The 15,731-nt window shown below is 62.5% G+C and carries 17 protein-coding genes; 10 read left to right on the top strand and 7 right to left on the bottom strand.

The features are described from left to right. Positions 1-36 precede the first annotated feature (36 nt). Positions 37-984: a hypothetical protein gene (locus tag ACNAOT_RS13725; protein WP_420178308.1), complete on the bottom strand. Its 948-nt coding sequence runs from the start codon at positions 982-984 to the stop codon at positions 37-39. A 182-nt stretch (positions 985-1,166) separates the two neighbouring features. Between ACNAOT_RS13725 and ACNAOT_RS13720 the strand changes: the two genes are divergently transcribed. The 4 genes from ACNAOT_RS13720 (at position 1,167) to ACNAOT_RS13705 (ending at position 4,349) form a co-directional block, all read left to right on the top strand. After that, positions 1,167-2,084, top strand: a complete 918-nt coding sequence (locus ACNAOT_RS13720) for a hypothetical protein (RefSeq protein WP_056387723.1) — start codon at positions 1,167-1,169, stop codon at positions 2,082-2,084. 289 nt (positions 2,085-2,373) lie between these two features. Continuing rightward, positions 2,374-2,658 (top strand): SHOCT domain-containing protein, encoded by a 285-nt coding sequence (locus ACNAOT_RS13715; RefSeq protein ID WP_420178307.1) that lies wholly within the window; start codon positions 2,374-2,376, stop codon positions 2,656-2,658. Positions 2,659-3,105: 447 nt separating this feature from the next. Beyond that, on the top strand, positions 3,106-3,330 hold the full coding sequence (locus ACNAOT_RS13710) for a hypothetical protein (protein ID WP_420178306.1): 225 nt from the start codon (positions 3,106-3,108) through the stop codon (positions 3,328-3,330). 200 nt (positions 3,331-3,530) lie between these two features. Next, entirely contained in the window at positions 3,531-4,349 is an 819-nt protein-coding gene (locus ACNAOT_RS13705; RefSeq protein ID WP_235009457.1) for a nuclease-related domain-containing protein, read from the top strand. A 308-nt stretch (positions 4,350-4,657) separates the two neighbouring features. On the opposite strand, the gene ACNAOT_RS13700 is transcribed toward ACNAOT_RS13705, so the two are convergent. Continuing rightward, a complete protein-coding gene (locus tag ACNAOT_RS13700; protein WP_142133544.1) occupies positions 4,658-5,074 on the bottom strand; it encodes a hypothetical protein in 417 nt (138 codons plus the stop codon). Beyond that, on the bottom strand, positions 5,046-5,345 hold the full coding sequence (locus ACNAOT_RS13695; protein ID WP_056387717.1) for a DUF4193 domain-containing protein: 300 nt from the start codon (positions 5,343-5,345) through the stop codon (positions 5,046-5,048). The genes ACNAOT_RS13700 and ACNAOT_RS13695 overlap by 29 nt, the downstream gene beginning before the upstream one ends. A gap of 324 nt (positions 5,346-5,669) precedes the next feature. On the opposite strand from ACNAOT_RS13695, the gene ACNAOT_RS13690 reads away from it, so the two are divergent. Together ACNAOT_RS13690 and ACNAOT_RS13685 are read left to right on the top strand one after the other, a co-directional pair. Continuing rightward, the gene (locus ACNAOT_RS13690; RefSeq protein WP_142133545.1) at positions 5,670-6,398 is read left to right on the top strand and encodes a DUF6994 family protein; all 729 of its coding nucleotides are present in this window, start codon (positions 5,670-5,672) and stop codon (positions 6,396-6,398) included. 65 nt (positions 6,399-6,463) lie between these two features. After that, on the top strand, positions 6,464-7,165 hold the full coding sequence (locus ACNAOT_RS13685) for a DUF6308 family protein (protein WP_056387711.1): 702 nt from the start codon (positions 6,464-6,466) through the stop codon (positions 7,163-7,165). Between the two features lie 90 nt (positions 7,166-7,255). On the opposite strand, the gene ACNAOT_RS13680 is transcribed toward ACNAOT_RS13685, so the two are convergent. Continuing rightward, the gene (locus tag ACNAOT_RS13680; RefSeq protein ID WP_056387708.1) at positions 7,256-8,065 is read right to left on the bottom strand and encodes a hypothetical protein; all 810 of its coding nucleotides are present in this window, start codon (positions 8,063-8,065) and stop codon (positions 7,256-7,258) included. 220 nt (positions 8,066-8,285) lie between these two features. Here ACNAOT_RS13680 and ACNAOT_RS13675 point away from each other — a divergent pair, with 220 nt between their 5' ends. Both ACNAOT_RS13675 and ACNAOT_RS13670 read left to right on the top strand, forming a co-directional pair. After that, positions 8,286-10,949, top strand: a complete 2,664-nt coding sequence (locus tag ACNAOT_RS13675) for a UvrD-helicase domain-containing protein (protein ID WP_056387706.1) — start codon at positions 8,286-8,288, stop codon at positions 10,947-10,949. Positions 10,950-11,134: 185 nt separating this feature from the next. Next, entirely contained in the window at positions 11,135-12,904 is a 1,770-nt protein-coding gene (locus ACNAOT_RS13670) for a recombinase family protein (RefSeq protein WP_160141484.1), read from the top strand. 10 nt (positions 12,905-12,914) lie between these two features. Here the strand turns inward: ACNAOT_RS13670 and ACNAOT_RS13665 are convergent, their stop codons facing one another. The 3 genes from ACNAOT_RS13665 to ACNAOT_RS13655 all read right to left on the bottom strand — a co-directional run bounded on the left by ACNAOT_RS13665 (position 12,915) and on the right by ACNAOT_RS13655 (position 13,925). Continuing rightward, a complete protein-coding gene (locus ACNAOT_RS13665) occupies positions 12,915-13,145 on the bottom strand; it encodes a hypothetical protein (protein ID WP_056387702.1) in 231 nt (76 codons plus the stop codon). Between the two features lie 137 nt (positions 13,146-13,282). Beyond that, positions 13,283-13,612: a hypothetical protein gene (locus tag ACNAOT_RS13660; protein ID WP_374111515.1), complete on the bottom strand. Its 330-nt coding sequence runs from the start codon at positions 13,610-13,612 to the stop codon at positions 13,283-13,285. Further along, positions 13,590-13,925 (bottom strand): hypothetical protein, encoded by a 336-nt coding sequence (locus tag ACNAOT_RS13655; RefSeq protein WP_056387696.1) that lies wholly within the window; start codon positions 13,923-13,925, stop codon positions 13,590-13,592. The genes ACNAOT_RS13660 and ACNAOT_RS13655 overlap by 23 nt, the downstream gene beginning before the upstream one ends. Positions 13,926-14,518: 593 nt before the next feature. Between ACNAOT_RS13655 and ACNAOT_RS13650 the strand changes: the two genes are divergently transcribed. Both ACNAOT_RS13650 and ACNAOT_RS13645 read left to right on the top strand, forming a co-directional pair. Then, positions 14,519-15,100 carry a hypothetical protein gene (locus ACNAOT_RS13650; RefSeq protein ID WP_071416348.1) on the top strand — a complete coding sequence of 194 codons (582 nt, stop codon included), beginning with the start codon at positions 14,519-14,521 and terminating at the stop codon, positions 15,098-15,100. A 129-nt stretch (positions 15,101-15,229) separates the two neighbouring features. Next, positions 15,230-15,694, top strand: coding sequence for a hypothetical protein (locus tag ACNAOT_RS13645; protein ID WP_056387689.1), 465 nt, complete (start codon positions 15,230-15,232; stop codon positions 15,692-15,694). Positions 15,695-15,731 lie beyond the last annotated feature (37 nt).

Genomic DNA, 15,731 nt, shown 5'->3' with positions numbered 1-15,731 from the left:
GCAGTGTCCACGTCGTCTGCGGTTAGTGGGTACGTGTCAGCGGTACCAGCCGCGGCGGGTGGGGACTTCAATCCGCGGGATTTCGTGAGGTTTCAGTGGACGTTGGGGAACCGGGCGGATGGTATAAGGGGTGATGCGGTCCTCCTCGTGCTCCCTCTCGATCAATTCTGCGGCGCTCTTGTCAGTCCTGCGGATGTGGTCCACTGCCCAGGCCAGGAGGACGTCGAGGCGATTGACTTCCGCTTCTGCAGCCAAGAGCCGTTCATGGGCCGTCACCGAGCCATAACCACACCATTGGCGGAGGATCTCATGAACGGGCTTTTGGCGGCGCAGGTAATAGTCGTATTCAAACTCGGCTGAAGTCGTTACCGGTTCTCGGGTTTCCCAGTTTTCAATTGTTCCGCCCCGCTTGGATTTTTCTCGAGCCACCGCTTCCTCGGCCATGACGAGGTCCAGGACCGGGGCCGGGTTCCTGCGACAGGCCAGCTCCACGATAGCCAGCGCCGCACGCGGCGATAGGAACACCTCGCCGTCGTGAACCAGCCAGGAAAATCGGGCTTGGAAGGCAGCCACGGTCTGTCCGGTGAGCGCTTCGAAGGCGACGTGATCGTGGACCGTCAACGTATCGTCGCTTGAAGCGACAGACAGCTCGGCGACCTCCGAAGGTACAAGCAGCTCAAGGGCCGCCCAAAGGGCCGACGCCTCATGTTCGTCGATGGCCTCGGCCTTGAGCCGCCTCCAGCCATCCATTGCGGCATCGTACGGGACTACGTCTTCCCACGGTACCTTGAGCCGGGAACGAGGGACGTTCTCTTCCCTGCCCGGTGGATGGCCGTGCATGTGACGGATGTCGACCCGGAATCTTCGACCCTCCTGGTGCACCGCCACGATGTGCACCCGCTCGGACCGCGCATCGTCACGCAGCCTGTAGGCCCACTCTTCCCCCGGGCAGGGACCACGGGAAACCTCAGCATTTGGTTCCATAGCCGCTCATTATCCGTCCACACCAGGCTGCTGTCTCCTAGCAGATTGGTGCCAACAATTAGCCGAACGAGAAACCATCAGCTGGAACTGCGCAGGACCTGGCTTTTGTTCAAAGCTACGTTTTCGGGATGATGTCCGTCTTGTTCCTAGACTTGGGTGACGCTGTGGACGAGCATTGAATAGTGAGCGCCGCCGACACTGCCCCGGTCGATGACCAGACACGTGAATCCGCAAGACTGCTGAAGCGAGTACCTGGGCGGGCGCGGCCTCAGAAGGAGGCCCTCCGGGAGTTCGAGGAGGGTGTCGCCCAGTTGCGTCAGCATTACGACCCGGTATTCTGGCCGCTCTTCGTCCCGGAAGCCAAGAACATGTTTCGCTGGCGCGTCGAGTTGGAGTGCGGATGTACGCACGAGGTCTACACGCACGGAGAGGACAAGTATCCGGACGATCGCCGCTTCCCCGACCTCATCAGTCAGTGCAGGCTTCCCTCCGGGGAGTTCTGGTGTACGACTGACCACGGACCTGCTCAGAAGCCGTATCGGGACATCGTCGAGTGGGTCGATCGCAAGGTCACGGAGTTCCCGGCGGACCCTGTGGAGCCGGAATACGACTGGATGGACGCCGAGGACTGGGCGAAGATCCGGAAACCCAAGCCACACTCGTCGGCGTTCTGGCGGGTCAAGCTCTCCTGCGGGCACTATGAGCAAGTCTGCACTGATGTGGATTGGAAGCCCGAGGACGGGCCCAAGCTGGTGTCCGAGGAGCGCATCGTGGAAATCCGCCGTGATTTCGAGGAAAGCTGGGCGGCAGCGGATAACCCTGGATGGCCTGAAAAGGGTTTCGAGCGAGACCACATCCGGAAGATGATCGATCTGCGCTGGCCGCGCCCTGAGCCCGAGAGGGACTGCTTCACGTGTACGCAGGTGCGGCGGATCACTGGCTATCAGCGGATCGGCTGGCTCGTTACGAGGACGAGGACGAGGCCGGCACCGCGTCCGTCGACGAACCTCGATCGGGAGAAGATCGAGGCTCGACTCGCCGCGGCGGAGGCTGAAGTCCAGCGGCTGCGCAAGCAACTCGACAACCCAGGCAACGCTTGAATTCACAACGACGCGATCTTGACTTCGTATTTTGGGAAGGGTCGCAAGAATTACTCCCCCGATGGGAACGGGAAGTGGACCAAGGACGCCTATGACGAGTTCAGCGTTCGGCAGTTCATCGCGTTCACATCAGGGGATGTTCTATGAGTATTCGTAGGGCTATCCTCGGCAGATGAACCAACATGCAGTACCGACCGAACCAGGCCAATACATATTTGCGTTCAGCCTCAGCCGAGGGTGGCTTCGGATAGCTGGGACGTTTTCAGTTGCTGGGGTGGTTATCGCCGTCGTGGCAAACGCAACGGAGCCGTTCCGAGCCCCCTTGGGAATCGCGCTAGGCGTCCTCGCGATAACCCTACTCATCGCATTTGGCATCAAAGGTTCATCACGACGGCAGACGCAGGAACCAGCGGCAGCCCAAGCCCGCACGGGCGGGCATCGGATGTTACTTGGCAAAATGCGGGGCAGAAGGTCCCTGGCGGCAGAACTGGCTCTCCTTGCAGAACTCCACGCGAAGGGTGCACTCTCTGACGAGGAATTCAGCGCCGCCAAGCTCCGTACCCTTGCGGACTGATATCCAGCGGCTGCTTCGTCAGTCTCTTAGCGACTTCAGGGGCAACTTCGGCCACGAATTCGCCCATCGTGCCCCGCAGTGAGGGAAAAAGAAGGCCCACCGATGGGGGACCGGCAGGCCTTCAGCCGCCACGGTACAGCAGAGCGCATGGAACATCGACTGGACTAAGAGGTCAAACGAACGAGTTCCTAGTTGTCGTTCTTCTCTTTGTCTGGGGCATGGATCGGGGTTGTTTCCGGCGTTGGAACGCCGCCCGCCGCACGGGAATAACGCGTCTGTTCGGCTGCTGCTATCCGCTTGGCCATGGGGCTGGGCGCTCGGTCGTAGTGTCCCGGACGCATTGAGAGGACATTGATACTCTGGGCAGAGGGGAAAGGGGGAACAGAAATGGGTCTTAGAAGTCTTTTTCGGCGAAGAGGCGCAACCGCGGCACCCATAAGTCCAGTCGTGGCGGCGGAACGCGTCCCCGGCGCGCCCATGTCACCTGAGCTCCAAGCGGAACTGCGGGAAGCGTGGGCAGAACTAACTGAGGCCGCCAAGGCATCGAAAGTGAAAAACTTCCACGCCTGCACACGTACGGCCCGGCACTGGACCGAGGACCCGGCGGCAGTCAGAGCCATAGCGGCCACACTCCGTGAATTCCCGGATACAGACAGCCAGCAGACAACGTAGTGACCTACGGGGCGTTCACCCGAGGTCATCACAGCTCGCCGGAAGGCCGGCGGTCAAGATTTCCACTCAGCTCCTGGGACGGTTTGCAGGGAATTGACATGCGGTGGGCGAGGATTGAGCCATGGTAAACGTATCCGCATTTTAACCGCCGTGATCTACAAGCAGATTGGGTCCGTGTCGATGCTCCACCCTGTGTCCTCATGAAGAAGATGCGGCTCCGGTACGCCGGAGCGTGTCGGCTGTGCGGTGCATCTCTTCCGGCCGGGACGGAAGCGATCTACGAGAGCGAGACGAAGACCGTCCGATGCTTGGAGTGTGCCACCGAGACCCCGGAAACAACCCCCCACCTGGAACGAGTTGGTGATAACTCGTTGTCCACTGAGTCCGGAATCGCTGGCTCGTCAGCCCGACGCGAGTATGAGCGTCGCCAAGCGAAAGACGAGGAAAAGCTCCGCGAGAAGTGGGGGCCATTCGGCGGCATCGCAGTCGCCGTCTCCGACGAACGCCAAAGCACCAAGGCCTGGGATCGAGGCGCGATTGGCGAGGAACGCCTCGGCGCTCGGCTGGATGCCCTAGCCGCCGATGGCCTGGCCGTCCTTCACGACCGACGCATCCCCGGATCTAAGGCCAACATCGACCACATAGCCATCACTTCCAGTGGAATCTGGGTCATCGACGCCAAACGCTACAAGGGACGGCCTGAACTGAAGATCGAGGGTGGCATCCTTCGCCCCCGCGTCGAGAAGCTCCTCGTCGGCCGACGGGATTGCACGAAATTGGTCGATGGGGTGCTCAAACAGGTCGACGTCGTGCGAGACCTCGTCGGGGATGTTCCGGTCACCGGGGCGCTGTGCTTTGTTGAAGCCGACTGGCCCTTGATCGGAGGCGCATTCTCGACCCATGGCATTCATGTACTCTGGCCGAAACGGCTGGCCAAAGTGCTTGTAGAAGAGCCAGCCGGCGACGTTGCGGTGGCGAGGATGCGTGAGACGGTTGCCTCCCGGTTTAAACCTGCTTGAGTCAGGTGCCCACGTTCCAGGCCGCTCGGAACCACACCGAGGGGATAGCTTGCGGGAACGAAGTCAGGCATCGATCGGTAGTGAATTTGCAGTCCGGCCGCCTGCCCAGGCTCCCATGATGAAGCATGGGCCCCCTCGACGTCGTCACAGTTCGGGAAGCCCGTGCCAACCGCCGTTTCGAAGCTTTTCGCGAGGTTCGTCAGATTCTGGACCGCGGGCAGGATGCCCGCTAGGTCGGGTACATGTGCAGCCATTTATTCATGCCCTCCACGAAGCCATCTGACTTAGGATACGGCAGAGCCAAGCCGCTAGTTACGCTTTTCGGCCGGCCGGTACCTGTCACCAAAGGCGACCAAGGAGCTCTGGAGCAGCGTCATGCTGCCCAGTATGTCCACTGGCCGGGAACGGGTTTCTGCCGGCAGTGGGCTGACCATCCAGGCGGCGAACACGTTATGAGGAATCTTCAGGCTCATCGCCTGGTCAAAGAGGCGCAGCACCGCTTCGTGGAAGAGCCCATCTTTGAGCTGGAAGCCCGGGCAGAAGGTTCCCTCGCCGATGAATACCCGAACTGCCCGGCGCATGGCCTCCGGGTCGCCGAGGGATTGGAAATGCGTCTCCAGGTCTGCCGCTGTCGGCAGGGTGAATTCTTCGCGGATGCTGTTCCAGATATGCTCCGGGACAGCCGGCCAAAACCGCTCAGTCTTCGCATTCGACGCAGTAGGCATGGCCGTCCTTCTCGCGGGCCTTCTGCGAACGGTGGCGGACCAGGAAGCAGGACCAGCAAGTGAACTCATCATCAGCCTGCGGAATGACCTGGACGACCAGCTCTTCGGCAATGAACTCCCCGCCAGGGGTCAGGCCGTCCAGGGCGTCAGCCTCGTCGAGCTCCTGAACCACGGATTTCGCATCCGGGGCTTTGGCGGACTTCAGGGCCTCCAGGGAGTTTTCCTGGGATTCCTTGACGTCGGTGCGCAGCTCATCGTAATCGGTTGCCACGGAGGTGCATCTCTTCTCTGTTGAGGGGGTATTACCGATCCTGCAACGTACAGGACATGGGAAGAATTCCCTGAAAGTGCAGTGCTGCATGGGCACACAATCAGAACCCCAGGGAACATGGGCGTTGCCGAGAGTCAGTCGGCCACTTGGGGTTTCAATATCAGGAAGTGACACCTAGTCTGGGACAGAGCCGATGGCCGAGACATTTGCGGACCCAACCACCGGTTCGTTCGTCTTATAACTCTGGTCTTTGGGGGAACCTTGAGTGATCCGGAATACCCGCAGCAGCAACAGCCGCGCGTCTTCGATACTTCGTTCAATTACATGACCGACACCCCTCCAGGGACTGACCCGGACAGTGGCAGTCCGAATCTCCGGGCGGACCACGAGCTGCTGTGGACCAAGGAGCTGCGACCCGGCGTCGTCTTCGAACCGACCGCGCCGCCGAAGCGTGGGGACGGCTACCTCATCTTCACTGACCCCTCCGAGGCGAGGCATTGGTACGGCAGTGATGCCATCACGCACTCCTACACCGACCGGGCACGTACGAGGTCTCTGGCGAACGCCATCGCCTCGCTGAACGAAGACGAGCGGTCCCGCTACCTGAATCCGCCGTATACCATCGGCAGCGCGATGATCTGGCCCGTCAGGAAGAAGGACCGACCCACGATGAACCAGGCCCGGGGGTTCAGGTCGCTCATCGCCGACCGGATGGATCTGACCCTGGAGTGCATCCGGCGTCATTACGCAGGAGAGCCGGAGAGCCCTCTGGCCGATGTCATCAACGCGTACGCGGACTTCTTTGCGCTCTTCGACGGGTTCAAGGAGTTTGTGGAGTTCTTCCACTTTCAAGACCTCGTGACACCCGACTACGAAGAGGTTCGGTTCTACCTGCCCTTCGACAACTTCAAGCGTTCCGGGATGCCGGCCACAAAAGACGAGTACGTAACGTACCGGGAGGCCACGCTGGAGTTCATCTCGGCACGGAGCCGTCGGATGGCCGCCTGGGTCATGGAGAACCACCCCGGAATTGAGGTTCGCCATACAGACTGACTACCCAGCGACGTCGCAGGGTCAGTCAGGGTCATAGTCCGCGCATTGGAGCCATAGGGGGATTCATGGAACTACCAGCCATCCTGAAAGAAGATAACGTCGAAGCCGCAGCCGAACTGCTCCGGCGCTACTACCTTGAACCGTCCACAAAGACGGGGTTGCTCAGTACCGGCAGTTACTTTGATGAATGGGCGAACCGCGGCGACAACCCGAAGGTGAGGGACAGGATCACCGACAGCGACGCCGTCGCCGTGTCCATGCTCAGCGTCAAAGTGCCGGCCCAGGCCATCATCGGACTGCAGGAGGAGCTGTTGGCGGGGAAAATACGAGATCTCCTGGCTGATATACCCACCGACGTGAAGATGAGCGACCTCACGGTCGCCGAAGCAGAAGCCACTCTCGGGGAGGGCAGCCCCCCATGGCTGCTCTGGCAGGAGCTGAGACGCACACCCAAAACGCGCTGGGATGTCGGGGCCACCACAGCCAGCAAGATCATGGCGAGGAAGCGACCGCATCTCATCCCCATCTGGGACAAAGTAATTGGGGCAGTCGTGGGCAAAGACACCTCTGAAGGCCAATGGCTGAATTGGCACAACCTCTTCATGGAAGACCCCGACCTTGCTGGACGATTGGGGCGCATTCACAAGCTTTCTACGGTCCAGACACCCATTTCCGAACTGCGCATCATCGACGCCATCCTGTGGCGCTACGGCAAGGACCATGGCATCAAGGGCGGGCGAGCCGGCAAACTCGGAATCGCCGGCTGAAGCACAGCGAAGCCACGACAAACTTGGTCGAATCTCGCAACCGTCCGCGCCAGCTTCGCAGCCGGCCGATGTCGTCCGATGAAGGAGTAACTACGAGTTCGGAGCTTCGTATGAGTACGAGCCCCCGACGCGACCGGACAATGCAGTCAGCTCTGCCTCGGTTTCCCTGAACCGGATCACTTGAGGGCCCAATGTGTTGACCCCCTCCGGTCCCTTCACCACGAGGGTTCGCGCTATGGTCCTGCCCAGTTGATCCAGTTCCTGGTTGAGTCGCCGCAATTCTGCCTGCTCGAATTTGGAGCGCTTCATCACTTCAGGGTCCCTGTCGCATTGCGTGCAGCGTCCCCTCGGGCCCACATCAGCCATCATGGTCACATAGATGCCTCTTTGGCCGGATCGCCACTGACCATCCATGATCGAGCACCACTGAGTGTGGAACAGTTTCCCGGTTCGTGTGACGTACACCTGTCCGTAACCTGCCACAGGTGACCCGTCGTCACGGTGGCTTTGCGCCTCAACGCGAACGAGCGGCCGTTCCTTTGCCCGGTGCTCAGCTTTCGCTTCTTCTTTGAGTCGCAGCCTCTCTGCCCGCTTCTCCGCACGCTCCAATTTGGAGCGCTTCTTCTCTTCAGGGTCCTGGTCGCATTGCGGGCAACGTCCCCGCAGGCCCACATCCGCAAGCATGGTCAAGTAGATGCCTCCATTGGTGGCGCGCCAGTGGCCGTCCATGATCCCACACCATTGAGTGTGGAACAGCTTGCCCGACCGGGTCACATACGCCTGACCTTCACCTGCGATGGGCGACCCGTCGTCACGGTGGCTTTGCGGCTCAACGCGGACGAGCGGACGTTTCTTTTGCGCCCCGTGGTCGGCTTTCACTTCTTCGTGTGTGGTGCTCACAACCCGTTCCTTCTCCCAAGACCTCTGCCATATCCTTCCATGATGGGGAGGCCCGCCTCCACCATGCCATCGAAGGGTTGACGGGCAAGCCCGCCGAGTCCAGTACCTGCGGATCAGCACGAACGCGGTGAACGCACTCGACGACACACAATTCCTCGCTGATACCGTGGAAAGAGGGCAAATAGTCTCCTTTTGAAGACGTGTGTGAGTCGGGGGAAGCATGACGGAGTGGAAGCCGGGTTGGTGGGCACGCGCGTTCAGAGGTGCCGGGTCATGGGTGCTGTCGATCCGTGAGGGCCGCCTGCGCGTCTGCGGAATCCCCCGGGAGGTGGACGCTGATGTCATCGACGTCCTCGGACTCGCAGTCGATGAAGGCTCAGGGCAGCTCATCGTCACTCTCGTCCACGGGACGGAGACGGTGCTCAATGGGCTGTCTCGTCGCGCGGTGCGTGAGGTTGCCGCTTCGTACCACTCCGAGCTCGATGAGCGACGGCATCTCGCCGCCCTGCTCTCAAAGGCTGAGGAGCAGGGCGAGGCGGCCAGCCTGTGGTGGTCCCGGGTCCGGGATGTGATGGACCGACTACGGTGGGCGGACCAGGACACGATCGCCGCGCTCGCGGACTCCCGTCCGGACGTCGCTGTGTGGCTGGCTGCCGACAGCGATCCGAGGCTCTCCGGGCTTCCCAAGGGCAAACGTGAGGACCAGCGTGCCGCAGTCGACGCCTGCTGCACCACTGACTTGTCAAGGTGGGCTGCCCAGCGCAACGAGGCGTTCCTGGAGTGGGAGAAAAACGACCTTGCCGACTTCTTCCGCAAGGTCGAGAAGTCGCCGTTGACGGAAGAGCAGACGAGGGCGACGGTCTGCTTCGACAACCGGGTGCGTGTTATCGCGGCCGCGGGCTCCGGGAAGACGTCGACGATGGTAGCCCGCGCCGGGTATGCGATCCGGCGTGGCATCGCCCAGCCGACGGAGATCCTTGCCCTCGCATTCAACAAGAAGGCAGCCGGTGAGCTCTCGGAGCGGCTTGTCTCTCGCCTCGGCGATGACGGTGCGTCGGTAGCGTCGAGCACTTTTCACGCCTTCGGACTGCGAGTCGTCGGTGAAGCCACCGGTCGAAAACCTTCAGTCCCCGATGACATCACCAATGGCAACGGGATCGGGCGGCTCGCGGCGATCGTTGATGGGCTCCGTGACCGGGACCCGGCCTTCCGGCGTGACTGGGACCTTTTCCGGCTCGTGTTCGGCAGGCAACTGCCGGACCTCGGGGACGAAGACGAGCCTGAGACGTGGGACAGGAACAAAGGTATTAACGGCTTCGGCACTCTCGCAGGGGAGGTCGTCAAGAGCCAGGAAGAGGTGATGATCGCAAACTGGCTCTTCCTGAACGGCGTCCGATATGAATACGAGCGACCCTACGCGCACGACGTTGCGGACGCGCACCACCGTCAGTATCAGCCGGACTTCTACTATCCGGACATCGACGTCTGGCATGAGCACTGGGCGCTCGGTTCAGACGGCAACCCGCCGCCAAATTTTGACGGGTATGCCGAGAGTGTGGCGTGGCGGCGTCAGACCCACACTCGATACAGCACAAGACTTATCGAGACAACCTCGGCAACCATCCGGGACGGGTCCGGGTTCGAGCACCTCGAACAGGAGCTCCGCCGACACGGAATCCAACTCGAGGAAGACCCCTACCGGGAGGCGGTAGGGGAGCCTCCGATCACCGAACCAGCCATGATGACGCTGATGCGGTCGTTCATGGCCCACGCGAAGGGCAACCGCCTCACCCCTGACGTGCTGACGCAGCGGGCCAGCCGAACCTTGCGGGCCAGGCTCTTCACACGCCTGTACGGCGTCATCCTCGCCGAATGGGACCGTCAGCTCCGAGCCGCGGGCCAGATCGATTTCGAGGACATGCTGAATCTCGCAACCGATCACGTCGAGTCGGGCCGTTGGATGAGCCCTTACCGGCTCGTCATGGTCGACGAGATGCAGGACACCAGCTCTGCCCGTGCGGCGCTGGTGAGGGCGCTGATGAAGACTCCTGGAAACTACCTTTACGCGGTCGGTGATGACTGGCAGTCGATCAACAGGTTCGCGGGCTCAGACCTCAGTGTGATGACCCGCTTCGATAATTGGTTCGGGACAGCGTCCACCATCTGGCTGGACCGCACCTTCCGGTCCCCGCAGTCCCTGTGCGATGTCGCGGGTGGATTCGTGATGAAAAACCCCAATCAAATCTCCAAGAACGTCCGATCTTCAGCGCCGGAGGCTGACGAGACCGTATGCGCCGTCAGTGTACGGGAGCGCAGCCACTACGGATCGGCCGTTCGGCAGCACCTGACAACCCTTGACTCAGAGCTCACTGAGCCAGCCACTGTGCTGCTGCTCGGCCGGTACTCCCGGTCCAAGGACGATGTCACCTCGGCGCTGGAAGCCAGATACGCCAACCTGACCATCGAGTTCAACACCGTGCACGCCTCGAAAGGAAAGGAGGCAGACTACGTCGTTGTGCTCGGCCTTGAGAGGAACGGATTCCCCAGCATTGTCGAGGATGATGCTCTCCTGCAACTGGCCATGGCCGCCCCCGACTCCTACCCACACGCAGAAGAACGACGCCTGTTCTATGTCGCACTGACCCGTGCCAAGCGCTCAGCGCTCTTGGTGACGCGCGCCGGTAGGGAATCAGCGTTCCTCCTCGAGTTGGTCGGAGATCGTGTCGTCAAGATCCGATCCGCGACAGGCGACGACATCACCCCCGTGGTCTGCCCGAAATGCAAGAAACACACGATGAGGGAACGCAAAGGGCGCTACGGCCGGTTCTTCGGCTGCACCGGGTACCCGACCTGCAAAGGAACGATGAAACTCGCTGATAGTTAGGAACAAGGATGCCTTCCATGTTCCGAGGCGCACGTTCTACGCTTCGCGATATTTTGGCGGCTGACGAGTCCGACCCACGTGGTCGGCCAAGCCGAGCCTTGCGGAATGCAGCACTTGCAGAGGCCATCATCACACCGATACACAGACCACGAGGGTCACCACCCTTAAAAATGTATGCTTTACGGGTGCGAGCCGTTGCCTATATCCGCAGATCCAAAGATCCCACCGAGGGCAACGCGTCGCTCGTCGACCAGCGTGCCTGGATTATGGCGGAAAGCCGGAAGCACCACCACACGGTCGCCAAGCACGACATCTTCGAAGAAGTCGTCAGTGCCTACCGCGACCGGCACCGCCCAGAGCGCGACCGCCTCGAAGGGGTCCTCGCCGAAGGCGACGTCAAGGCGCTCTACGTCCGGGACCTTGACCGGCTGGCACGTCGGTTGATGGACACCGCCCGCATCGTCGACACCTGCAACCGCCACAACGTCACGATCTACACCCATGACCGCGTGTTCGCCCCTCGATCGCCCGACACCATCCTGCTGATCTCCGTCCTCGGCGGCCTGGCGGAGACCGAGGCGGCGACCACGAGCAAGCGGCTGAAGCGCACCGCCGAGAACATCCGCCAGAAGGGCGGCTGGAACGGCCCTGCGCCGTACGGCTGGATGCGGCCCGAGCAGCGCAACGCCGACGGCGTGAAGACGCTGAAGCTGCACCCGGAGGAGAGCAAGACCGTCCGCCGAATCGTCGAATGGCGGCTCGACGGACTCTCCGTCGCCGAGATCGTCCGGGAGCTCAACCAGAAGGGTCTGACCAACCGCGAGGGCCGGCCGTTCCAATACCGCGCCGTCGCCTCGCTACTGCGCCATCCGCTCCTGGCCGGATACAACTCGCTCACGGCCAAGGCCGATGGACGCGGCGGCGGCCCAGGTCCGGACTTCCGCGACACGCGCAAGATCGTCATCGACAAGGATGGGCGTCCGGTCAAGAGTCATGAGGCGGTCTGCACGGAGGCCGAGTGGGAAACCCTGCGCCTGCTGATGAAGCCCCAACCGCTCAAGCGGACCCGGGCCCGCGCCGGAGGCCTTCCCCTGGTCGGCCTCGTCTACTGCGCCGGCTGCGGCACCAAGATGACCAGCAACAGGTCGATGGGTGAGTCGGGATCGTACGTGTGCAACGGACGGATGCGCGGCGCTGACTGCCCCGGCGTTGCAATCAACAGGGAAGCCCTGGAGCGCTTCATCCGCGACGTCGTCGCCGGATCGCTCGACAGCCCCGAGGTGATGGAGCTGCAGGCCGAGAGGCTGAACCAGGCCGCGGAAGGGAGCGCGAGCTCGGAGTTGTCCGAGCTCCACGAACAGGCTGATGCCCTGGGGGACTCCATCCTGATCCTGCGGGCCCAGATCAACACCGCGCCGGCCAGCGCGATGTCGGCACTGCTGAACCGCATCGGTGAGGAGGAGGCCCTCAAGGGCCAGATCGAGATGCGGATCTCGGAGAAGACCGAGGGGCGACCGAGGGCGATCCCCGACATCAGCGGGGCCGAGTTCCTCGAGCTCTCCGAGACGGAGCAGAAGTCGATCATCAGGGCCTTCCTCCGCAAGGTCGTGGTCTACGCCGACGACGGAAAGCGCGGGTCGGTCAAGGGGATGTTCGGCTCCCAGGGCACGAACCTGAGCCGGATCGGCTTCTGGTATCTCGGCGAAGCTGACGACCAGGAGCCGCGCCGCGGGGGCGGGTACTCGCTCATGCCCTCGAACGGCAGCTACCAGTGCCCCAAGTGCGAAGAACCCCGGACGTTCCGCTACCGGAACAACCTGCGCCACCACATGAACTACGCGCACCCGCAGCCAGTGCCGTGTCCTGAGTGCGGCCAGGAATTCCCTTTGCCCGGGCTGCCCAGCCACCGCCGCAACAAGCACGGGGTCAAGGGCTCACGCCAGTCGTGGAGCTGACTCTCGGGGACTAGGCGGCCCGACGGCGACCCAAGTGCGCAGGCTTGGCAGCCTCAGCTGCCTCCGCCCGCCGGATGGCCACCGAGGCCGCCACGGCGGCTCCGGCCTTGATGGCCTCCACCGGGATCGGGCGGACGGCGATCGCGGCTGCAGCTGCCGCCGAGATCTGCACTGGCCTGCGCGGGGAGGCAGATGCAGACGAAGCCACACCGCGTTCAGCGGTGGTGACCTGTCCTGTCATGACTGCCTGCCTCAGATAGCTGTGCTTTGAATGCCTATCGGCACTCTATCAACTAATGAGTCAGAGGATCAATCGAATGGAATCTGATACGAGTCGAATCGTCACACTCGGGGATGAGTCGACGAGATGGAGCGGGCTCAGGCCGCGGCAGCCCCGGTGTCGCTGATCCCGGCCAGCAGCCACTGCTCGGACAAAGGGTCGCGGCGCAGCTCGAAGGTTCGCAGCGCCGAAGTGGACGTCAACCGGACCTGAACCTGCCAGTGTTCGACGCTGATCAGGTCGCCGCTGCCCACCGGTGCCCGCTTGGCGGTGTTCCACCAGTCGGCACGGGTGAACCAGTGCACAGGTTCCGCGGCCACGGCCCAGATCCTGCCGTCATGCCTGACGGCCAGGGGAACCCCCTTCGCCGTGAAGCGGACCTCCACTGGAGCGTCCAGAGGTTTGCTATTTGATGCTGTTGCTGCCACGGGTCCGCTCTCCAAGATTCCTGTTAATCATTTCTTCCCGGCGGGTAACCGCCGAACTCCACACCCAGGTCCGGTACGTCACCGGCCCGTCCTTCCATGTCACTTCGACCGCTTTCGCTGTCCAGGCGAAGACCTCGCCGTCCACCAGTTCTGCGCAGTTCGGGAACCGGATCCATGCCTTGACGGGGATTCCGGGATACCCGTTCTTGGCCGGGAAATGTTCGAAGTCGAGCTCCTCCACGGTCAGCCCGATCGGGCCGGCCCGCCGCGCATACTGCGCTTGCAGTGCAGCGGCGAACTCTTCGGAGGACATAACACAACCTTAGAACACATATTCGAATAGGCGACCCACAAAGATGGCGGCTACGGCCGGCCGCCTCTCTCCCGGGAATCACCTTTGGTCCTGTTTTTCGATCCCCTGGGCACCAAGCTATAAAAGGGCTCCGACAACGTCCGGAACGGACTGATCCTGGTCCGCTGCCGGTTCGGCACAAAGCGGCGCAGTGTCCGACAATGGGGACATGCCAGCTGCTTCTGCCCCCTGCACCGTCCACCACCTCTACTCCACACCCGGTCACCTCCTCCCCGCGTGCGGTGTAACCCCCGGCCCCGACGGGTCCGAGTGGCACACCGGACACGACGCCGGGGTCCTGCAGGCGTTCTCCGCGCAGGGATCCGCGTGCTGCTCTCTGTGTCTGGAGTTGTCCCTGTCATCTCCTGACTGACATGTGCAAGGTGGTACAGGTGGTACGTGGTCTGCCATACTGGTAGAGAAAACAGGTATACGAGTGGAAATCCTGCTCAGCCCCGGCTGAGCAGATCGTCCGTCCAGGCGGGCGTGGATAGTCCAGCTTCGGCTCCCGGGCATGGCCTGGGAACGGGGGCTCGGGGAAACAGTTCTGAACTGTGGAGCCGAGACGCTGGACCTTCCGAACACTCATTGCCTGGACACAGAGCCAGGACGACAGGACCGACCAGAAGGACGAGAAGACCATGGACATCACCAGGACCGCACACGTGACGCGGACGAAGCTGGCCGCGACCGCTGCAGCCCTGGCATGCGCCGCGCTCGTGCTCAGCGGCTGCAGCAGCTCCGGCGGGGACGGGCGGTACTTCGCCACCTCGGAAGGACAGAACGGCGACATCGTCGTCGTGGACGGTGACCAGATCACCTACTTCGACACCGCCAGCCGCCAGGACCTCGCCTGCCACTCCATCAACTCCGTCCTCGACGACCCGAAGGCGGCCGCGGCGAAGGGCGAGCTCAAGGACGCCTACACCGTCCGCGGCACCGGCAAGATCAACGAGTCCAAGTCCTCCGTGGACTGGACCGAGGCTGGCCGCAGCACCACCGAGACCGGCTCGATCAGCTTCGGCAAGGACAAGTCGACCATGGAGTTCGTCTTCTCCAACGGCGTCAACGACGTCGTGCTCGTGCCAGTCGACAGCGAGCAGGGCAAGGCCGTCAAGACCAAGTACTGCGGCTGAGGAGGCTGACCCCTTTGCTGCCCCGATCGACCTGCAGCACCGGAGCCCCGTGGACCACGCGTCCGCGGGGCTCTGCCTTTTCTCTCCCGGGATGCGCCCGCGCGCCAGACAGGATGCAGGAGGTCGGGCATGACGCTCATCGGACCGATCAGGTACTACAAGGGGCGGGTGGCGTACCCCAGCGACGAGCAGCTGCGCACGGCAAGAGCCACCTGGGATTTCGACGACATCCGCCGGCCGACGGACGATGTGGACTGCACGCACATCCAGCTGATCGAAGTCTCCGGCCGCAACGCGGGGGAGCGGCGGCAGCTCGAGGAGGAGAAACTCACACGCTTCTTCGACTACATCGGCACCCGGGCCGGCTTCCGGGTGCTCACCCACCAGAAGAAGCCGGACTCGGCCACTTCGGCCTTCGTTTCGCACGAGATCGTCTACGTCATCGAGTCCCGGCCGACCAGGGGGTACGCCAAGCTCACCCTGCGCTCGGAGCTGCCGCGCAGCGGGACCGCCGGTGCCGTCTCGGACATCTTCAGCGCCGAGGGAATCGACCGCATCTCGCGGATCTTCGACAAGGGCCCCCGGAGGGATTGAGGCCGGTGCTGCAGTACGACTGCCGCCCGACGGGAAA

Origin of the sequence: Paenarthrobacter sp. TA1.8 (assembly GCF_048595705.1) — a bacterium.
Lineage (GTDB): Bacteria > Actinomycetota > Actinomycetes > Actinomycetales > Micrococcaceae > Arthrobacter > Arthrobacter nitroguajacolicus.
The sequence above is the reverse complement of the archived record's forward strand: the minus strand, read 5'-3'. Positions and strand labels throughout refer to the sequence as shown.

What these genes read in the sequence shown, in the direction of transcription:
- ACNAOT_RS13725 (WP_420178308.1), bottom strand. Translation starts at nt 984, where the DNA reads ATGGAACCAAATGCTGAGGTTTCCCGTGGTCCCTGCCCGGGGGAAGAG.
- ACNAOT_RS13705 (WP_235009457.1), top strand. Translation starts at nt 3,531, where the DNA reads ATGAAGAAGATGCGGCTCCGGTACGCCGGAGCGTGTCGGCTGTGCGGT.
- ACNAOT_RS13700 (WP_142133544.1), bottom strand. Translation starts at nt 5,074, where the DNA reads ATGCCTACTGCGTCGAATGCGAAGACTGAGCGGTTTTGGCCGGCTGTC.
- ACNAOT_RS13690 (WP_142133545.1), top strand. Translation starts at nt 5,670, where the DNA reads ATGACCGACACCCCTCCAGGGACTGACCCGGACAGTGGCAGTCCGAAT.
- ACNAOT_RS13685 (WP_056387711.1), top strand. Translation starts at nt 6,464, where the DNA reads ATGGAACTACCAGCCATCCTGAAAGAAGATAACGTCGAAGCCGCAGCC.
- ACNAOT_RS13675 (WP_056387706.1), top strand. Translation starts at nt 8,286, where the DNA reads ATGACGGAGTGGAAGCCGGGTTGGTGGGCACGCGCGTTCAGAGGTGCC.
- ACNAOT_RS13665 (WP_056387702.1), bottom strand. Translation starts at nt 13,145, where the DNA reads ATGACAGGACAGGTCACCACCGCTGAACGCGGTGTGGCTTCGTCTGCA.
- ACNAOT_RS13655 (WP_056387696.1), bottom strand. Translation starts at nt 13,925, where the DNA reads ATGTCCTCCGAAGAGTTCGCCGCTGCACTGCAAGCGCAGTATGCGCGG.
- ACNAOT_RS13645 (WP_056387689.1), top strand. Translation starts at nt 15,230, where the DNA reads ATGACGCTCATCGGACCGATCAGGTACTACAAGGGGCGGGTGGCGTAC.